The organism is Anabaena sp. FACHB-1237 (assembly GCF_014696225.1).
GTDB lineage: Bacteria > Cyanobacteriota > Cyanobacteriia > Cyanobacteriales > Nostocaceae > FACHB-1237.
Map to the genome: position 1 here is coordinate 30,094 of NZ_JACJPV010000001.1, position 18,855 is coordinate 48,948.

Consider the following 18,855-nt stretch of genomic DNA (forward strand, 5'->3'; position numbering starts at 1 on the left):
CTAATTTATGCTTAAATTAGACTCTGTTAGTTTTTACCAGCGTTTACACCATCAAAATCAATACCCTATTTTACAGAATATCACTTTTCAAGTGAATACGAGCGATCGCTTGGCCATTGTCGGTAATTCTGGATCTGGAAAAACTTCTTTATTACGTTTATTAAACCGTCTCAATGAACCAACGAGCGGTAAAATATATCTGGAAAATCAAGAATATCAAAAAATTCCTGTTATGGAATTACGTCGGCAAATAATTTTAGTGCAACAAGAAGCTAAGTTACTAGGAATGAGGGTAAAAGATGCTTTAAGTTATCCCCTAGCTTTACGTAGTTTATCAATCACAGATATTGAAGAAAGAATTAATTATTGGTGTGAACTGTTAAAAATTCCTGATCAGTGGTTAACGCGCCATGAATTAGAATTATCCACAGGAGAAAAACAATTAATAGCGATCGCTCGCGCATTAGTCACACAACCCAAAATTTTGCTATTAGACGAACCCACAACATCGTTAGATACAAATACTCATAATCATCTAATTAATGCCCTTACAGCCCTAAATAACCAGCATTCTACGACTATTTTCATAGCAACCCATGACCTAGATTTCATTCAACAATTTTGTGATCATCTTCTACACTTAGAAGGAGGTCAACTAGCGACAAATCAAACAGTTGATCATATTAACTGGGAAAATGTAAGAGAAACATTGAAAAAAGCTAAATATGAAACAGAATGGGTGTAAGTGCGGAGGAGCGGAGGAGCGGAGGAGAAAATTCTGTATTCTGACTCCTGACTCCTAAACTCCTAACTCGGTAACTCCTACTGTGTACTGCTATATAAAACCTAGACAAAGCTAGAATTTACTTTCTACTTCAACGGGGCGCATGGGAGCAGCTATCCCTCTGTAGACTTACACTATGAGTGCCCAACGCGTCTTTCTTTTACAAAGATTCTTGAAAAGACTATCACCGTCATTGCTTGGTTTTCGCTTTACTTGACAGTGTTAATTCAATACTTGATATCTTAGTCTATAAAATTGTCAACTTAGGACTAGCTCAAAACAGGAATTTGATTCGCAAACCTTTCTTTAACTAACTTATTCGGTATTGGGGAAACATGAGTATTCAAAATTTCCATGTTAAAGCGATAGCCAACATTACGGATAGTTTGAATTAAATTTGGTTGACGCGGATCAAGTTCAACTTTTTTTCGTAAAGATAAAACATGAGTATCTATAGTACGTGGATTATCAATTGCATCCGGCCAAGCACGTCGCAACAATTCCGATCTACTTAAAGGTACTCCTCCTGCTTGCGCTAAAACATATAATAAACTAAACTCTTGGGGCGTTAAATCAATAAACTCCCCTTGAAAACGTACTCTTCTTTGTACTAAATCAATTTGCAATGTTCCATAATCTAAAAAAGCAGGTGCAGTAGGTGTACGTTTCCGTCTCACTAAAGCCTCTACCCTAGCTAAAAATTCTTGCATCCCAAAAGGTTTGCGTAAATAATCATCCGCACCAGCTTTTAAGCCAGCAACAATATCAGACTCATTCGTACGTGCAGATAACATGAGAATCAATGGTTGATCTTGACGATGCAACCAACGGCAAAACTCAATACTGTCACTATCTGCTAAATCTGCATCTAAAATCACTAAAGTTGGTTGGTGACTTAAAAAGACTTCCCTTGCTTGATAAATACTGGCAGCTTGATGGATTTTGTACTCCAGTTGTTGCAAGTGCCAACCCAACAAAGACCTTAGATGGGGATTCCCCTCAACAATTTCTATACAAACCGAACCCACAGTGGCAAGACCCCTTAGTGTTGATGAATCTCAAATTAACAATCTCATGATTCTAGTTTTGTAGTTGTTGTTACCTCAAGTCCTACTTTCTTTACATTTTCCTTGAAAAAACCTTGCAATAAATTTATGTTTCTTTGATAAATCAGCGAATTAATCACTTTATTAAATTTTTCTTAATCTTTTTCTTGATCCAATTCTGAATTTTTTGGCAAAATTTTCTAAAGTCTTAATATTTACTAGTTGTAGGGTGTCTCAGATATCAGGAATCTGTTTATTTACAGGATTTATATAGTAGTCTGACGCACCCTAATGAATATTTTTACAATTCTGCTATATGAACCTAGGCAAAACTAGACTTTACTTCCTACTTCAACGGGGCGCATGGGATCAGCTATCCCTCTGTAGAGTTACACACTTTAGCCAGTAGCGATAGGTTAACTGCTGGATTTAAGTTTCTATCTATCTCAAAACCACAGTGAGAACAGGTTTTACTTGATGGATAAAAGATGGATAAAATCTATCAGCAATTATAATTTCACAACCAAAGTTTTTAGCTTTATATTCTAGTTGACGTTTAAACTCATCGTTTAAACTCATCGTTTAAACTCATAAAAACCACAGTCAGCTATTGCTTGTGATAATTCACCCTTCAACACTCCGCAGCCAAGAACTCCTTTCTTAATTTTTCATCAATCCTCACATCTCCAAAGTTATGGTACACTCATTATCACTATCCTATATTAGCCATAACTGCACAATCTTCCCAATTGAGGATATTGGAAAACTACCAAAATCAGGAAATTCCCATTCTCAGTTAAGATTATTCACTGGTAGTTATTGCAAAAGAAAATCACAGAAAAGCCTTGAAAAAGCCATCTATTGTGATTTTCTACATCAGGATATAATTAGGTTTTCAGCTGCTGGGGGGTCTCACCAAAAGTAAATTTAGTGACTTATAAGTTAATACTAAAGAGAGAGGTCAAATTTCTCTTTTTAGCATGAATGATCTACAGTTCTCATTTTAGAGAGATTAATACAGCAGTTATGCTCCAAGACACACAAACCATCCGCTATTACCAAAAACTCACAGATGCCTTCGTCGAATTATGGAATCGCGGTTATCGCATGGATGATATGCGAATGTATTTGGACGGATATCTCGCCGCACTCAGACATAGCAATGCTATTGAACCATATCTGATTCATCGCTTAGAAGAAGAGGCAAGTCGCTATTTATGCGATGTTTCAAATTTCGCGGTGGTGCAACCAGAACCAGAAAGGCAACGGGGTTATTACTAGCGGTTATTACTGAATATCTCCAGATACTTCAAACTTTGTTAGTGATCCAATTCTCCCTCAACTAACTAGGCTAACTATAAGTACCGATCACTGTCCCAGGTCACTGTAACACATTTTTTCTATTTGTCAATGGGACAGTGCGGTAATTTTTCATAGCAGTCACAAATTAGTAGGGTTGAGCCTTGATTAAGTGTACTTGCCAAGACCAAGACTATCATAAGCTATAACAGTATCACAAAAATTATGAATACTATGAGTCTAAGCCATAATAGTTAGCAAATAAGCATTATTAGGCAAATAAACTATTTTTTTAACTCCATAGTATTAAGTAGAGGTTTAGCAATTTTCATTAGTGTCAATTCAAGCTATGGCTTAGTTGCTCACTAGACACCGATGTTTTTTTGCTTTACCCCTACTGACTCCTAATACTGAGCTACGGCAGGATCTACTTCCGCACTCCAGGCGTTAATACCGCCTTTAACGTTGGTTCCCACAATACCTGCTTCTTTGAGAATCGCTAAAGCCTTAGCAGAACGCCCACCCATTTTACAATGGGCAATTAAGCGGTGTCCATTTAACAAATCTTTGACTTTAGCGACACCATTACCATTTTCAATATCTGGTAAAGGTACTAATACAGAACCAGGAATTTTAGCAATTTCATATTCATGGGGGTTACGCACATCTAGCAACACAAAATCTTTAGCATTACTATCAATTAAAGCCTTTAATTCCGTAACCGTCATTTCCTGAATTTCTGTTTGCTGTTTAGCTTCCTCAGCTTTTGCTTGGGGAATACCACAGAACTCCTCATAATCTATGAGTTTTTCAATGATAGGACGAATGGGATTAGGACGTAACTTTAATTCCCGGAATTTCATTTCTAAGGCATTGTATAGTAATAATCGTCCACTGAGAGTATTACCATTACCGAGAATAATTTTCACCGTTTCCGTGGCTTGAATTACGCCAATAATTCCTGGTAGAATGCCTAAAACGCCACCTTCAGCACAAGAGGGAACCATTCCTGGTGGTGGTGGTTCTGGATATAAGTCACGATAGTTAGGTCCACCTTCATAGTTAAATACGGTTGATTGTCCTTCAAAACGGAAAATAGACCCGTAAACATTAGGTTTATTAGCCAGAACACAAGCATCATTAACGAGATATCGAGTAGGGAAATTATCAGTTCCATCTACAACGATGTCATAAGGTTTAATAATATCTAGGGCGTTTTCGGAACTGAGACGGGTTTCGTATAAGTCAACTTGACAAAAAGGGTTAATTTCTTGGATACGATCCTTAGCAGATTCTATTTTTGGCTTACCCACCCAAGAAGTACCATGAATGACTTGACGTTGCAAGTTAGAAAAGTCAACCACATCAAAGTCCACAATACCGATGCGGCCAATACCTGCGGCGGCTAAGTATAATAGTAATGGTGAACCAAGGCCGCCTGTACCAATACATAAAACGCTGGCAGCTTTGAGTCGTTTTTGTCCTTCTAATCCCACTTCTGGTAAAATCAGGTGGCGGGAGTAGCGTTGATAATCATCTGGTGTTAGCTGGATATCATCCAGGTTAGGATTGAGCATAGCAATAAGATTTACAATGAAGTATTTATCTTAACTGAGAGTTAGTAATTTTATCGTTGAATGGTTGGATTTGCAAGATGTTTGCAAGATACTTGCAAAATGTTTGCAAGATATATTTTACCATGTTGGGTATTTTTTGATGTTGAGTTTTGTAAAGATGTCCGTTTTACTAGATACCTGAGTTTTAATATCAATATGTTAATTTACTGACTGGTTTAAAAAGAAGTTGTGGATCTATATAAAAAATTCAGCTATAATTAAACTGCGGTATATTAAGTAAAAACTATGAGTGGACAAAAGACCTTTAACGTTTCTGGTATTTCTACCCAACCAAGTTTATTTGATGGTGTGACTTCTGCTATACAAGCATATCAAGAACGCAAACGTCAAGAAAAAGAAGCAATTATTAAAAAAGAGCAGGATATTCAACGGAAAATAGCGGAAATTCGGGCTAAAATTTCCAGTAATTCCCACAAAAAAATAGTTGTTGTACAACCTCAATTTAATAATGTGCAAATAGATGATGAAATGAAACAAGCATTATCTCACGATAACCAAATAAAATTACAGAGTTTAAAGCAGCAATTACCGCAAATTAAGGCAGAATATCAAGGTTTAATTGATCAGCAATTATTAGATAGTAGCAGTTTTCAGGAAACTATACAAAAAACGGAAATAGCATTACAAAATAATAATTTAATAGCGGCACAAACCTATTTACAAACATTAGATGATGCCCGTGTACAAGTAATTCAACAGTTGCAAGAAGCACAAAATCAGTGGAGAGAACAACTTGAGTTTGTTGAGATCAGATTGCATGATTTAAAATCACATATTCCTGGTTTTATTAATCAACAACTACAGGGAAAAATTCAGGAAATTAGTAATAATATCTTGAATATTTCTGATCAAGATATCGAAAATTTACATCAGCAAATTAGTAGCTATGAACTACAAGCAGAACAGGTACAAACGGCGGCTAACAATTTAGTAGCATCCTGGGAACAGGTTGGTTATGTTGCCCATATTGCGGAAATTAGCGATGGTGATGTAATTATTAATATTGAAACCCATGAAGGGGTAAATACGCAAATGCGGATTCAGTTTGATGGTCAACAAATTGACTTGGCTGGTCCCCATGATGAAGAGGGTGATGCGTCCTGTTCAAGTCGGACTTTTGATGTGATAGAAATCTTTAAACAGCAAGGTTATGATGTGCAATGGACACAATGGAATGGTCAACCTGTGGATGAGGAATGGCGCAATGTGGATCTGGGAATTATTTCCGTGAAAACCACTAGTGAATATGATTTTAATAATACATCTAATAATACATCTACAAGACGTTCTGAAAGCGAAGGATTTTGAATAAAAATAGTAAATTATGACACAATCTCTGTTATTGAATATAGCCGCGTTGATGCCTCGTTCTCGTGCTAATGGTCCAGGAACTCGGATGGTAATATGGGTGCAAGGTTGTCCTTTTCGTTGTGTAGGATGTCAAAATTCCGAGTATTTAGAGTTTAAATTAACTCAAGTGGTGACTGTGGAGGATATTTGGCAAAAATTCCAACAATTTCCTGATTTAGCAGGTATTTCTATTTCTGGTGGTGAACCTTTTGCCCAAGCGGTAGCATTAGCTGATTTAGCGCGTCGAGTGCAATCTGCGGGAAAAACCGTTGTTTGTTGGAGTGGGTATCAATTACAACAGTTACAATTAAATCATCTTCCTGGTAGCCAAGAGTTCCTAAATCATATAGATTTATTAATTGATGGTTTGTTTATACAGCAGCAAATTAGTGATGAAATATTAAGGGGTTCAAATAATCAAAAATTACATTTTTTATCTGGGCGAATTGTGGAGGATAATTTATTAAATATACCGCGTCAGGAGTGGGTAGTAGGTGGGGAAACATTGACATATACGGGGTTTCCAGTGGCATATAAACAAGTTGATAAGGATATGGTATAAAATAGATGAGTATAGTGGTGATAGGCGATCGCAAAACTGGCAAAACTAGCATGGTGCGGGCATTGACGGAAAATGGTAAATATGTACAAATCACAGATGGTGATATACTAGCTAGAGATTTATACAATCCCAGCACGAGGGCAATAGCTGGTACAGAGGCATTGTTTCCAGTGGAATATAAACAAGTTGATAAGGATATGGTATAAAATAGATGAGTATAGTGGTGATAGGCGATCGCAAAACTGGCAAAACTAGCATGGTGCGAGCATTAGCTGAAAATGGTAAATATGTACAAATCACAGATGGTGATATACTAGCTAGAGATTTATACAATCCCAGCACGAGGGCAATAGCTGGTACAGAGGCATTGACAACAAAAACATTAAAAATGGAGGTGGACTTACCCGCAACGGGAGCAAGACAATTAAACATTTTATGGATAGATACTCCTGGAGAGTTTTGGAGTAACCCCCAACAAAGAAAAGATTCTCCCACTGCTTGGCAAGCAATGGAAGATAAAGTTAAACAAAGTAAAGCTGTAATTTTAATGTTACCGCCCCATGAAAGTCTAGTTTCTAGTACGAGAATTAATCTATCTCCTGATTATCTCAAACCTTATGAACCTTTACCAAATTCTGATCAATGGGTAAATGGTTTACAAAATTGGTTAGACTTTTTGGAACAGCATTGTAAACGAGTCAAACATATAATTATTGCTCTCCATAAAGCCGATTTATTTTGTGATGTGGCAGCGGAAGGAAAGACTTGGAAATATAACCCCAACAAAGGAGGATCAGCACCTTGGTATGAATATAGTGATTATGTATTGGAGGCATATTTTGGAGTAGGAAATCAAGTAATTCGTAAATACAAAGGTACAGAAATTGGTGCGCGGACTAACTTTTTTATTACCAGCACCGAAAGCATAGAATTACTAGAATTGCCCTGGTTATATCTTGCTCCCTATCTGATTTATAGCTAACTACTCACAAAGATAACGATTCCATTATGACTCAAAGCATAATCATTAAAAAACCACAAGTAACTGCTAATGATATTAGAATTATTGGCTCTCGTAAATCGGGGAAAACCACTTATTTGGCTTCATTATTAAGAATGCCAGAACAGCTAAAAAAGCAATTTAAGGGATTAAAAATTACAGCCATATCTGACGATGCAGAAGACTTAATTGGATCAGCTAAAGATATTTTAGAACAAGGAGCTATTTTCACTGGTACAGATATTGGTGATGAACCCTATTTTGCTTTTCAAATTTCGATTCCTGCTACTAAAAAATCACCAGCAATTACATTAAATTTGAATGTAAAAGATTATTCAGGAGAAACTTTTGAATGTGCTGCTATACCTCAGAAATCATCTGAATTTGAAGAATATTTAGAAGATTGGTTAAGCGCCCAAAGTTGGATGATAATGTTAACAGACTGGGAAACAGAAAATGATAGAAAAATCTATGCACCAGCTTTAAAGAAGTTGTTGAAAGAACTATCTGAACAGTCAGAAGTAAATGAACATTTAAAAAAGTTAAAAGTGGCAGTGGTAATGAGTAAATGTGAACGGGGCGAATTGTGGCCTTGTCGTTTAGATGCGGAAGAAGATTTATTTCGAGTCCGTTTAAAGGAAACCTATCAAGTTTTGAAAGAAAACTTACCTCCTTCAAGATTACGGTTTTTTGCCTGTTCTTCCTTTGGCGTATTAAGTAATAGTTATGGAGAACATGATCCTCGTCCTAATCGTTGGATACCCGATGATGGAAGTTCTGCTGAATTTAGTGCCTATTTAAGAGATGCAAGTATTTGGCAACCCTTCGGTTTAATTTCGCCACTTTATTGGTTAACCACCGGGAGGGTATTTCATGACGAACGCCTCTAATATTCCTTTAGAAATAGGGGGAAACCAGGAATTTCGCATTATTGGTCCTCGTCGTTGTGGAAAAACAGCTTTAATGGCTGCCTTAGCTCGTTGGCCAAATGCTAGAACTGATAGTCCTATTCTTTCTATTGAACCATACAACGACGAAGCGGGGGAATTAATCAGTATGGCTCAGGACATTTTAGAAGATGGTAGAGAGTTAGCAGGTACAAGATTTGAAGATATTGATGAGATTAAAACTTACAGCTTGTTAATTACTTTAAAAGCTAAATTTCTTAATCATCCTTTAGCTGCCTTAAGAGATAAACCTATTAGAATGCGGGTATCTTGTCGAGAATATTCAGGAGAACTCTTTACAGAATTACGGAATATGAGCAATTGTAGCTCACATTTAAGTGATTATTTAGATGATTGTGCTTCTGCATCGGGTTTATTAATACTTATTGATAGCACTGCTAAAAAAAGTGCAGAAAGGGAATATGCCCAAGCCTTGGATAATTTACAAAGGGAATTAAATGAACGATTAACTATTAATAATGGAGGATTACAAAACTATCGCATAGCGGTAGTATTTACTAAATGTGAACAACCTCCAGCATCAGGTTATTGGCAAAATATACCAACTTTTATGGGGTTAAATTTTCCCACTGTAAAAACTACATTCACTAAATGGGGTAACACTTGGGGATGTTCAATAAACTACTTTTTCTGTTCTACTTTTGGTACAAAAGGAACACCGCCTAAACCAAACTTTAAGAAAAATAAAAATGAAAAAGCCACTTATGGAGTTATTGATAAACCACGAATATGGCGACCTTTAGGTTTAGTTGCTCCTTTATATTGGTTAGCAACTGGTAAGGAAGATGATCAATTAAGAGATACCGTTTAATATAAACTCAGGAGGATCAAGTTATGAAAGTTACCATTTACCAATTTTGTCGAGGATTTGATAATGTTCGTTATTCTGACATATATCAATGTTATGTATCTGGAGGTTATTGCTTTAACCAAATCGCTAGTTTTAATCAAAAAATACCAGAACCAATTACTAAAGCGGTAATTGATGGTTATTTTAAATTAAATGACAATTATCCACCAGAAGAAAATGATTTCGCGCTTATTGCTAGAGAAATAGATGATAAATATTCTGTGTTAGCAGTGGCCAATAGACAATTAGATGATGGAGGTCGTCCTACCATTGGTTATAAATATTTTTGGTTAGAAAAATCATCTCCAGAGGTTGATGGTATTGGTACTTTAATCCATTGGTGGTCTAAAGAACAGCCTCAATTTGATATGGAGGAATTAGATGAAACATCAGAAAAATCTAAATCTATACCTCATTTCTCTTATACGCAAGAACAGCCAAAAATTAATTTTGCACAAAATTTTGCACAAATACTAAAAATTGTAGAAAACATTCATGAACTTCCTAAGATTCAAGTAGCTAAAAAAGTAGCTTGGCAAGAATATGAACCATATATAGAAACACACTATTTAGCTTTAGCTATGAGTGAGCGTTCTCATTATTATAATGCTTGGGCGTGGAATGTTAAGAAACTACAATTACCTACAAGTTTTTTAGCTATTTTTTATAGTAGCAATGAAGATATACCTCATATTTCTAAACTTCCATTAACAACTAAACCAAATAATTCTGAATCTAATTTAGACAGTAATACTGAGTTGACAGAAGATAGAGAAAATATAGCTTCACGTCCAAAAAATCTTAGTCAAACAGCACCAATTCAAAAAATTAAAAATTGTTTAACTGACATAGCGACAACATTTAATAATCACCATAGATTAGATCGTAAAAGAACTCAAGATTTATTTAGATATTTAAGAGAATATCCAGATATAAATTGGGCTGATTGTATCAATGAAAAGATGTTAAAAAACTCTGCTATTGATGATATGTACCCACAATTAATATATATGGTTGCTCCTGAATATCCAGCATCTCAACAATGGTTAGTAGAGATGGTTAATTCAGTAAAAATGGAAAGTAAGAAAAAATCTCAACTTAATCAAATATTTGATGAATGTAGAGAAAAAGCTAGAAGCGTATTAGGTATATTACATTTATCAGAGAACACAAATCAAGAAAGTAATAATAATATTCAATGGGCATTATTAAATGATAGTCAAGATAATCCAGAAGTAAATAAAAAATTACAAAATTCTATATTTTTGGGGATTAAGTTTTTATTAGAAGACCTAATGAATAAGAAAATAGATCCTCAAAAAGTACACTATTTTTTAACTAAATCTGGAACTATTTGGCATGATGAGTTTCAAAAATATGCTAAAGTTTTTCAAAAAATTATGCTAACTGAAATTAATAAAATGTTACATGAAGATTCAGAAAATCAAAGTTCTGAAATAGAAAAAACTGAAATAGAAAATGATGATAATGAAGTTGTTTTAGAATTTTGTAAACCAATTTTGAATATAATTAAAAAAATTATTAAAGATAATCAAGATAATCCTTCAGAACATAAGACCTATGGTAAATATAAGAATTTAGCTAAGGTATTTCATAAAATAGGAAAAACAAAAGTAGCTAAATTGCTTGAGGATATTACTGAGAATAAAATCACAGAACACATAGGTAGTGAAAAAAAACAGCGCTCTAAGGTGGAAAAAAATCGGACTCATAACAATGATGATGATGGTTGGGGTATCTCAATACTTTTGTTGATAATATTTATATTAGGAGTTGTCCTGTTTGTAATATTTATACATCTCGCCAATAACCCCAATAATAATATTTCACTTTCACAGAAAAATATTTTTTTTGGTATAGGTATTATGTCATTAATTATATGTACTGCTTCTGCTTTTTTATTTACAAATAAACCACTTGTAATCAAGGATTTTAATATACAAAAATATGTACAATATTTATATATTGTTTTAGCAGTAGCACTTTTAATAATAGGTTTATATATTTTCTAATGGAAATTAAAAATTATGACAGTTACCATTTACCAATTCTGTAAAGCATTTAATAATGTCCATTATTCAGACGAATATAAATGTTATGTATCTGGTGGTTATGCTTTTAACCAAATCGCCCTTCCTAATCAAACAATACCAGAACAAATTCATCAAGCAGTAATTAATGGTTATTTTAAATTACATGATAATTATCCACCACAAGAAAATGATTTCGCGCTTATTGCTAGAGAAATAGATGATAAATATTCTGTGTTAGCAGTAGCAAATGGGCAAATAAATGATGATGGTTGGCCTACAATTGGTTATAAATATTTTTGGTTAGAAAAATCATCTCCAGAGGTTGATGGTATTGGTACTTTAATTTATTGGTGGTCTGAAAAACAGCCTCAATTTGATATGGCTGAATTATTTGAAACATCACAACCAGAAATATTTTACTATCAAGAATATTTAAAGCCAACTTTTCAAGAACCTTGGTTACAAGATACTTGGCAAATTGCTGAAAAATTAAACAAAATTCCCTGTACAACTACAGTCAGAAAACACGACTGGAATAGAATACCAGAATATATGAAAATACACTATTTAGCTTTAGCTTTAAGTCAGCGTGCTAATTTTTTAAATGCTTGGGCTTGGAATGTTAGAAAAATCGCACATCCAGAAAATTTTATATCTATATCTTACGCTGAAAGAGAGTATGTATCTAATATTTCTAAACGCCAATTAGTAACGGAATCAAATAATGATGAGTTTAATTATCAGAGTAATAATGTTGTTATGGAAAATGCACCTTTACCAGTAATTAATCCTATTGAATTACCATCACAAATGGTTAAAAAAATTAAAACTTGTTTACTAGATATAGCCAGAATATTTAATCATCAAAATAGATTAGATACCAAGAAAACTGAGGAATTATTTGGATATTTAACAGAATATCCACAGGCGGATTTATCTCAATGTATAGATAAAACTATGTTAAAAAATTCTGCTATTAATGACAGTTATCCACAGTTAATATATATGATTGTTCCTGAATATCCAGCATCTCAAGAATGGTTATTAGCAATGATACAATCATGGGAAAATGAAAGTAAATCAACATCTTTTTTTGATGAGGTTAAAGATAAAACTAAAACTTTTTTAGGTTTATCTGACGATAAAATTCAAAATAGTATTTTAAAATTTCAACAAGTTTTTTTAGAATATAGTTATGATTATAACAATTATCAAGTAATTGATAAAATAGAAAATTCTATGTATTGTGGTATTAATTTTTTATTAGGCAAATTCATTAATCCAAATATGGATGTACAACTAGCTCAAAAATTCCTTTACTTTTTCAAACAATCACAAACTATGTGGAGTTACTATTTTCTACAATATGCCCAAATATTTGAAAAGATTATTTTCGATCATTATCGAAATTTACAAAATACTCATTATGTGACAATCTTAGATTTTTGTGAACCAATTATAAGTATAATTGATAATATTGAATATACTTCTTTAGAAAATAGGAAAAATTTGTATGGTCAATATAAAAATTTAGCTATTATTTTTGCAGAAATGGGTTATAATCAATCTTCTGAATTATTTTACCGTATTAGTGGTTATAATAGTAATGAAAATATGCCTAATATTTACATTTACAAAGAAAATCCAAATCATCATCAACGAGAATATCATTTAAGTAAATCTATATTCGGGTTTCTTTTATTTGTTTTTGGTTCTGCTATTTTTTTCGATCATATTAAAGATTGGACAGGAATATTCATTTTTATTCCTATAACAGTTCTAATTTTATCTAGTATTATTGCTATTCTTTTAACAGGAAATCCTCTGCAAATAGGAAACAAATTTAAGTTAAAATCCGTTTTAAGTTATATATATATTATGTTAACAGTAACATTTTTGATAATTGGTATTTCTATTGGAGTAATTCAGAGACAACTAATAACAGAAGTTAAAGATAACACTAATATATGTAACGCAGAGAATATGAATTTTTTTGAAAATTATGAAACATACAGCCAATGTTACTTAACAGCAGACTACACAACACAAATACAACAAATTAAACAATTTTTTCTCAACCCAAATTCATACAATACAGAAGTTGAATCAGCTATGATTATGAGTTATATTAGCGGTATTAAAGATGAAGATCATTTTAATATTAAAATTGCTCAATTTCGAGAGTGTAAAAATAAAGTATTCAGTGATTTTGGAGAATGTATATTAACTAAACAAATGGATGATATTAAACTTAACTCTGGTAAAAATTCCAATTAAACCAACTAAAAAAAAGCAAAATTTCTTATTAACTACCCCTCCCTAAACCATGAAAAACCTCCCCATTAGAAACGGGTTTTACACCCTAGCTGGCATAACTTCCGCCCTCATAGGGTGGAACATCAGTCAAATAGTATGGCAAGAAATAGGCGCTTTATTAGCCCCTTATGTACCCAAAGGATTTGGCATTCCTTCCTACATCATCTTATTAGTAATCATCACGCCATGTATAGCCATTGGTATGGTAATTGCGGAAATTTTCATCAGCAACCCTACCCGCTATAAAATTAACTGGAAAGTGCTTACTCGTACATCTTTAAAAATAGTATTTGTTGTAGGAGCATTTATAGGTTTAATCCTCAGTTTTATCAACTGGATGCTATTAATAAGTAACTGGCCAGCAGGTGTAGTGAGAATCATTTCCTGGATAACTATAGGAGCTTTCGCCGGACTTTCTGAAAGTATTAGTTGGAGTTGGCGCAGCATCGAAGGCACAGGAAATAGAGTCCAACAACGTATTATTCAAAGTACCAGTTTTGGGGCTATTGCTGGATTTTTAGCCGCCTTATGTTGTGAAGGAGTCAACACCGCATTAGGTGGATATCAAGAACCCTTTGGTTTCTTTTTATTTGGTACTTTTTTAGGACTATTTTTATCCTTTGCATCCACACCAGGTTATCAAGTAGCATTGAGAGCAGGAACAGGATTTGAAGCTAAAAGAACACCTAAAAGAAGAAACCAAAATACACAATTACTAACTAATAATGCTCCCACACAAATACAAAAACCAACATTAAATAATCAAGCTCTCAAATATATTCCCGATGGTAATTACACACATATTGAAGAAGGAATTTCTATTCAATTACCTGGAAAAAGCAAAAAACCTCTGATTATTGGTTCTGGTGACGATGTAGATATTTATATCCCCCATTTACCAGAACAATCTGCTTCTTTACAAATAACTTCTGGAGGTGTAATTCTTCATTGTTTAGCAGAAGATTCTGTAAAAATTCAACAAAGAATGTTACAAGAAAATAAAACCACTACCCTAAAACATAATCAAATTATCACCCTTTACCACGAAAACGATGAAAACAAATTCTACAGATTCATATTCTATAATCGCCTCCTGGATCCCCAGGCTTAAATTAAGCATTATCGCTTTTTTCATAGGATTATTACCTTTACCAGTCCTAGCAAATGCCAAAATGGAAGTATCACCACGGGGTACAGATGGGGATATTATCACCTTAAAAGTTAAGGTACTTAATGATGATAATATTCCCATTGTAGGATTACAAAAATCTGATTTTAAAATCCAAACTGGCAAAATTACGAATTTAAGTAATGATGATACTCCTATTAATTTAAAATACTCAGAAATTGAGAAATTTCAATTAATTCCTCCAGGAGAACAATTAAAATCTGATCCTGCTTATGTCGTCATACTTTTAGATATGAGTGGAAGTATGAGAGAAAAAGATGCTAGTGGAGTCAAAAAAATAGATGGTGCAATTCTGGCTATTCGCGGTTTTATTAAATTAGTGCGGGAGAAAAATTTACCTGTACATATTTCCTTAGTACCCTTTGGAGAATCAAATAAAGCTCAGTATCATTATGAAGTTACACAAGAAGAAATTGCTAAACATTTACTTCCTGCAAATTCACCAGATTTAGATAAAAGAGTCTCAGATTTAGCATCTTCTTCTACTAATGCAGCCACTAATTTATATCAACCTTTACAAGAAGCTGTGGAGTATTTAGGTAATAATGTGGAGGAATTTACTAGACAAGCAAATAGTAGTAATGATCTGAAAAATGATCTGGGAAAAGATGAGGAAAAAATTCCTCCTAAATTAGCAGTAATTTTATTATCTGATGGCTATCATAATATTGATAGAGGCACGGAAGATCAACAATTTGCCAAATTAGAAAAAGTCTTTAAAGAACATTCTACCGTGAGAGTTTACACATTAGGTTATGGAGAATCTTTAAAACATTTGCGAGATAGGGCAATTAATTGTAATATTCCCAATAGATTGTTAGATGAAAAACAAGCAGTGGATTTAATTCAATCTTGTAAATTAACCAATGGTGACATATTCAACTATATTGTAGATCAACCAAGATTAAAACAAATTGCCGAATTAACCGGAGGAATTAGTAAATTTCCTGACAATTCCAATGAAGCAGTTAATAGTTTAGAAACCTTTTTTAAGGCATTGAGAGAATATGAATTACAATATCTTCAACCTAATGCAGCACCAGCAGAAAAATATCAAGTACAAGTTAGCGTTAATTCAGCTAAGAGAGAATTAAATATTAATGCTGAACCTGTACAAATTAGGATGTCAAATTTCATTAGTAAATTACCATTAATTCCAGATCGGTTAATTATTTTAATATTAACATTAGGGATATTAGGGGGAGGTTTATGGGGTTTTAAACGTTGGAGTCAACATTTAAAAGAGGAAGCGGAAAGGTTTATTTAGTGAATATTCAGATCCCGGACTTCTTAAAGAAGTCCGGGATCTATTATTGGATCTTCTCTAGTCATACAAAATCCATCATTAATAAGAGGTTTGCATCATGTCTGAATATACTTTAATTGTCAGAATACCACAAGCAGGAAATAAGGAAATTAGTTATTCTATCCAATTAACTAAACTACATGAAAGTTATCCAGAAGATTATTTCCGTCAAGAAAATCATCGTTTTTTAATTAGTCAAACCATTGAACAAAAATCAGCTAGAACATTAACTTCAGATAATTTAACTGCTATAATTTCTAGTTGGATTACAGATATTAAAGTTGGCCGTCATCGTACTCTGGTAACTTTAGATTTACCTGTGGATACTGCTATTCCTTTACAATCTGTAATTCCTATCAATAATCCTGTGAATAATGTTAAGAATAATACCATAAATAGTCAAAATCATCCTGTCAATAATCCTGTCAATAATCCTGTTAATAATCCTGTGAATAATCCTATTGTTGCTCCTGCTAAAAAACCTATAAGACCAGTAGTAACTCCCAATTCTGAAGTAAAACCTGCCACAATTCCTAATCATAATTCTATCAATAAAGCTGAAAATTCTCCTACAGAAAAAACACCAGAACCAGTACCAGATATTAGAACTGATACCAATAAAGCAGATTTTTAAGTATATCAAATAACTTGAGGTACACTATCAACAGGCAAGATGCCTGTGTTACAGGTGCTTACTGCTGGTATGAATATCTACATACCAGGACAGTACACTATCAACAGGCAAGATGCCTGTGTTACAAGGGTTTAATCATTAATATCTGTACCTCATAATAACGGAAACTGCTGTATCTCTAAAAATTTTGAAAAATGAGGAATTTAAAACTATGAAATCTGAATTACCCTATCATAAATGTCAACAAGAATTACAGGATTTATTAAAATCTCGTTATCCGTTAATTTTTGTGAGATCATCAGAAGAAAATCGCGCTATTCGTTGTATAATTGATGCTCATTTAGCAATTTTAAATAGTCCAGATATTCCAGATGGAGAATTAGCACAATGGAATAGTACAGAAGGTTTTCAACAAAGATTAGAAAATGCCGGATCTCCTCAACAAGCACCTCAAAAACAAGTGGAATGGCAAAGATTGGGTAATGCTATTGATAGAAACGGTAATCCAATTTTGCAATCTTTAGATTTTCTGCAAAATCATTTACAGCACCAAGTTAGTAAAAATCTCCAAAGACAACATACCTATTTATTACCTGATTGGTCGGTTTTATTACGTGCTGATGATCATTTAATAGCCCGAAAATTGAAGGAATTAATAGTAGCCATAGACCAAAAAAGACCTGTAGTCAGAATGTCTTTAATTATCATTGGTGCTGATTGGAATATCCCTACTATTTTACGGAATATGGTACATATTATAGATTTACCTTTACCTGTGGAAGAAGAACTTTATGAAAATGTTTTTAGTGTGGCTGTAGAAAAATATGGTTTAAGTACAGATGATGCCTGGAGATTAGCAGAACAAGCTCAAGGAATGCCTTTACAAGCTGCAATTCAAGCCGCTAAATTATCAACTTCTCGTAATTTGTGGCATGATGCCAATGCAGCAGCAGAATTATTATTAGAAGCCAAAAAACAGGAAATTAGAAAAACAGGAGTTTTAGAATATTATGCTCCCTCTGGTCAAGGTTTAAATGATGTGGGAGGATTAACTAAAGTCAAAGAGTGGATATATAATCGTGAGTGTTGGTTTACTCAAGATAGACAACCAGAATTACGTCCTCGTGCTATTTTATTGGAAGGTTTTCCAGGTTGTGGTAAAACATTTATAGCTAGAGCGATCGCTCAAGAATGGCACGTACCCCAAATAAATTTTGAAATTTCTCGTTTACAATCTCGTTGGGTAGGAGAATCAGAAAGTAACACTTTTCAAGCCTTAAAAGCCATTGAAGCATCTGCCCCAAATATTCTATTTATGGATGAAATTGAAAAGGCTTTTGCCGGAGTTGGAGGAGATAGTTCTGGAGTAAGTACCAGACAATTTGGAACATTTTTATCATGGTTAAATGATCACGAATATCCGATTTTTTTCATTGCTACTTCTAATGATAGAGAAAAATTACCTCCAGAATTATTTCGTGCAGGACGTTTTGATGAAATATTTATAGTTATGCCTCCTAATACTGAGGAAAGATATCAAATTTTGCAAAAACGCACTATGGCTTATAAATTACCTCCCACTCCTGCTTCTATTTTAGAATATTTAGTAGAAAAAACTCCCGGTTATTCTGGTGCAGAATTAGATAAATTAGTTAAAGAAGCTATTTATTTAGCAGAATATGGTAATATTCCTAATAAGACTAATTGGGAAAATGCCTTAACTGAAATTAGTCCTCAATATCGCACTCCTAATATGCAAAAGTTGTTACGCAAGTATCTAAAACTAATTGAAGAAGGAGGAGGTAAATCAGCGTCAGAATTAGAAATGGGTTTTTTAGAAAATCTGATTACTTGATCATG

General features: G+C 33.6%; 17 protein-coding genes. 14 read left to right on the forward strand and 3 right to left on the reverse strand.

Annotated features, from left to right (window positions below; translation table 11 throughout):
* The first annotated feature begins 7 nt into the window (after positions 1-7).
* A complete protein-coding gene (locus tag H6F32_RS00195) occupies positions 8-745 on the forward strand; it encodes an ATP-binding cassette domain-containing protein (RefSeq protein ID WP_190367326.1) in 738 nt (245 codons plus the stop codon).
* Positions 746-1,053: 308 nt separating this feature from the next.
* Here H6F32_RS00195 and H6F32_RS00200 read toward each other — a convergent pair whose 3' ends face one another.
* Together H6F32_RS00200 and H6F32_RS20325 are read right to left on the reverse strand one after the other, a co-directional pair.
* The gene (locus H6F32_RS00200) at positions 1,054-1,812 is read right to left on the reverse strand and encodes a winged helix-turn-helix domain-containing protein (protein ID WP_190367327.1); all 759 of its coding nucleotides are present in this window, start codon (positions 1,810-1,812) and stop codon (positions 1,054-1,056) included.
* Between the two features lie 459 nt (positions 1,813-2,271).
* Positions 2,272-2,409 (reverse strand): transposase, encoded by a 138-nt coding sequence (locus H6F32_RS20325; protein WP_242031001.1) that lies wholly within the window; start codon positions 2,407-2,409, stop codon positions 2,272-2,274.
* A gap of 447 nt (positions 2,410-2,856) precedes the next feature.
* Here H6F32_RS20325 and H6F32_RS00210 point away from each other — a divergent pair, with 447 nt between their 5' ends.
* Positions 2,857-3,111, forward strand: coding sequence for a DUF6761 family protein (locus H6F32_RS00210; RefSeq protein ID WP_190367328.1), 255 nt, complete (start codon positions 2,857-2,859; stop codon positions 3,109-3,111).
* A 422-nt stretch (positions 3,112-3,533) separates the two neighbouring features.
* Here the strand turns inward: H6F32_RS00210 and moeB are convergent, their stop codons facing one another.
* A complete protein-coding gene (gene moeB / locus H6F32_RS00215; RefSeq protein WP_190367329.1) occupies positions 3,534-4,706 on the reverse strand; it encodes a molybdopterin-synthase adenylyltransferase MoeB in 1,173 nt (390 codons plus the stop codon).
* A 285-nt stretch (positions 4,707-4,991) separates the two neighbouring features.
* Here moeB and H6F32_RS00220 point away from each other — a divergent pair, with 285 nt between their 5' ends.
* The 12 genes from H6F32_RS00220 to H6F32_RS00275 all read left to right on the forward strand — a co-directional run bounded on the left by H6F32_RS00220 (position 4,992) and on the right by H6F32_RS00275 (position 18,850).
* Positions 4,992-6,074, forward strand: a complete 1,083-nt coding sequence (locus H6F32_RS00220; RefSeq protein WP_190367330.1) for a hypothetical protein — start codon at positions 4,992-4,994, stop codon at positions 6,072-6,074.
* A 16-nt stretch (positions 6,075-6,090) separates the two neighbouring features.
* Positions 6,091-6,678 carry a 4Fe-4S single cluster domain-containing protein gene (locus tag H6F32_RS00225; RefSeq protein ID WP_190367331.1) on the forward strand — a complete coding sequence of 196 codons (588 nt, stop codon included), beginning with the start codon at positions 6,091-6,093 and terminating at the stop codon, positions 6,676-6,678.
* A gap of 5 nt (positions 6,679-6,683) precedes the next feature.
* On the forward strand, positions 6,684-6,884 hold the full coding sequence (locus H6F32_RS00230) for a hypothetical protein (RefSeq protein ID WP_190367332.1): 201 nt from the start codon (positions 6,684-6,686) through the stop codon (positions 6,882-6,884).
* A 5-nt stretch (positions 6,885-6,889) separates the two neighbouring features.
* Positions 6,890-7,660, forward strand: coding sequence for a GTPase domain-containing protein (locus H6F32_RS00235; RefSeq protein ID WP_190367333.1), 771 nt, complete (start codon positions 6,890-6,892; stop codon positions 7,658-7,660).
* A gap of 26 nt (positions 7,661-7,686) precedes the next feature.
* Complete coding sequence (locus H6F32_RS00240) at positions 7,687-8,568, forward strand: hypothetical protein (protein WP_190367334.1); 882 nt, start codon at positions 7,687-7,689, stop codon at positions 8,566-8,568.
* Positions 8,552-9,457 (forward strand): hypothetical protein, encoded by a 906-nt coding sequence (locus H6F32_RS00245; RefSeq protein WP_190367335.1) that lies wholly within the window; start codon positions 8,552-8,554, stop codon positions 9,455-9,457. Before H6F32_RS00240 ends, H6F32_RS00245 begins: the two co-directional genes overlap by 17 nt.
* 23 nt (positions 9,458-9,480) lie before the next feature.
* On the forward strand, positions 9,481-11,529 hold the full coding sequence (locus H6F32_RS00250) for a hypothetical protein (protein WP_190367336.1): 2,049 nt from the start codon (positions 9,481-9,483) through the stop codon (positions 11,527-11,529).
* Between the two features lie 15 nt (positions 11,530-11,544).
* A complete protein-coding gene (locus tag H6F32_RS00255; protein WP_190367337.1) occupies positions 11,545-13,827 on the forward strand; it encodes a hypothetical protein in 2,283 nt (760 codons plus the stop codon).
* 49 nt (positions 13,828-13,876) lie between these two features.
* On the forward strand, positions 13,877-14,977 hold the full coding sequence (locus H6F32_RS00260) for a hypothetical protein (RefSeq protein WP_190367338.1): 1,101 nt from the start codon (positions 13,877-13,879) through the stop codon (positions 14,975-14,977).
* Positions 14,978-15,038: 61 nt separating this feature from the next.
* The gene (locus H6F32_RS00265; protein ID WP_190367339.1) at positions 15,039-16,322 is read left to right on the forward strand and encodes a vWA domain-containing protein; all 1,284 of its coding nucleotides are present in this window, start codon (positions 15,039-15,041) and stop codon (positions 16,320-16,322) included.
* Positions 16,323-16,419: 97 nt separating this feature from the next.
* The gene (locus tag H6F32_RS00270; protein ID WP_190367340.1) at positions 16,420-16,995 is read left to right on the forward strand and encodes a hypothetical protein; all 576 of its coding nucleotides are present in this window, start codon (positions 16,420-16,422) and stop codon (positions 16,993-16,995) included.
* A 211-nt stretch (positions 16,996-17,206) separates the two neighbouring features.
* The gene (locus H6F32_RS00275; RefSeq protein ID WP_190367341.1) at positions 17,207-18,850 is read left to right on the forward strand and encodes an AAA family ATPase; all 1,644 of its coding nucleotides are present in this window, start codon (positions 17,207-17,209) and stop codon (positions 18,848-18,850) included.
* Positions 18,851-18,855: the final 5 nt, after the last annotated feature.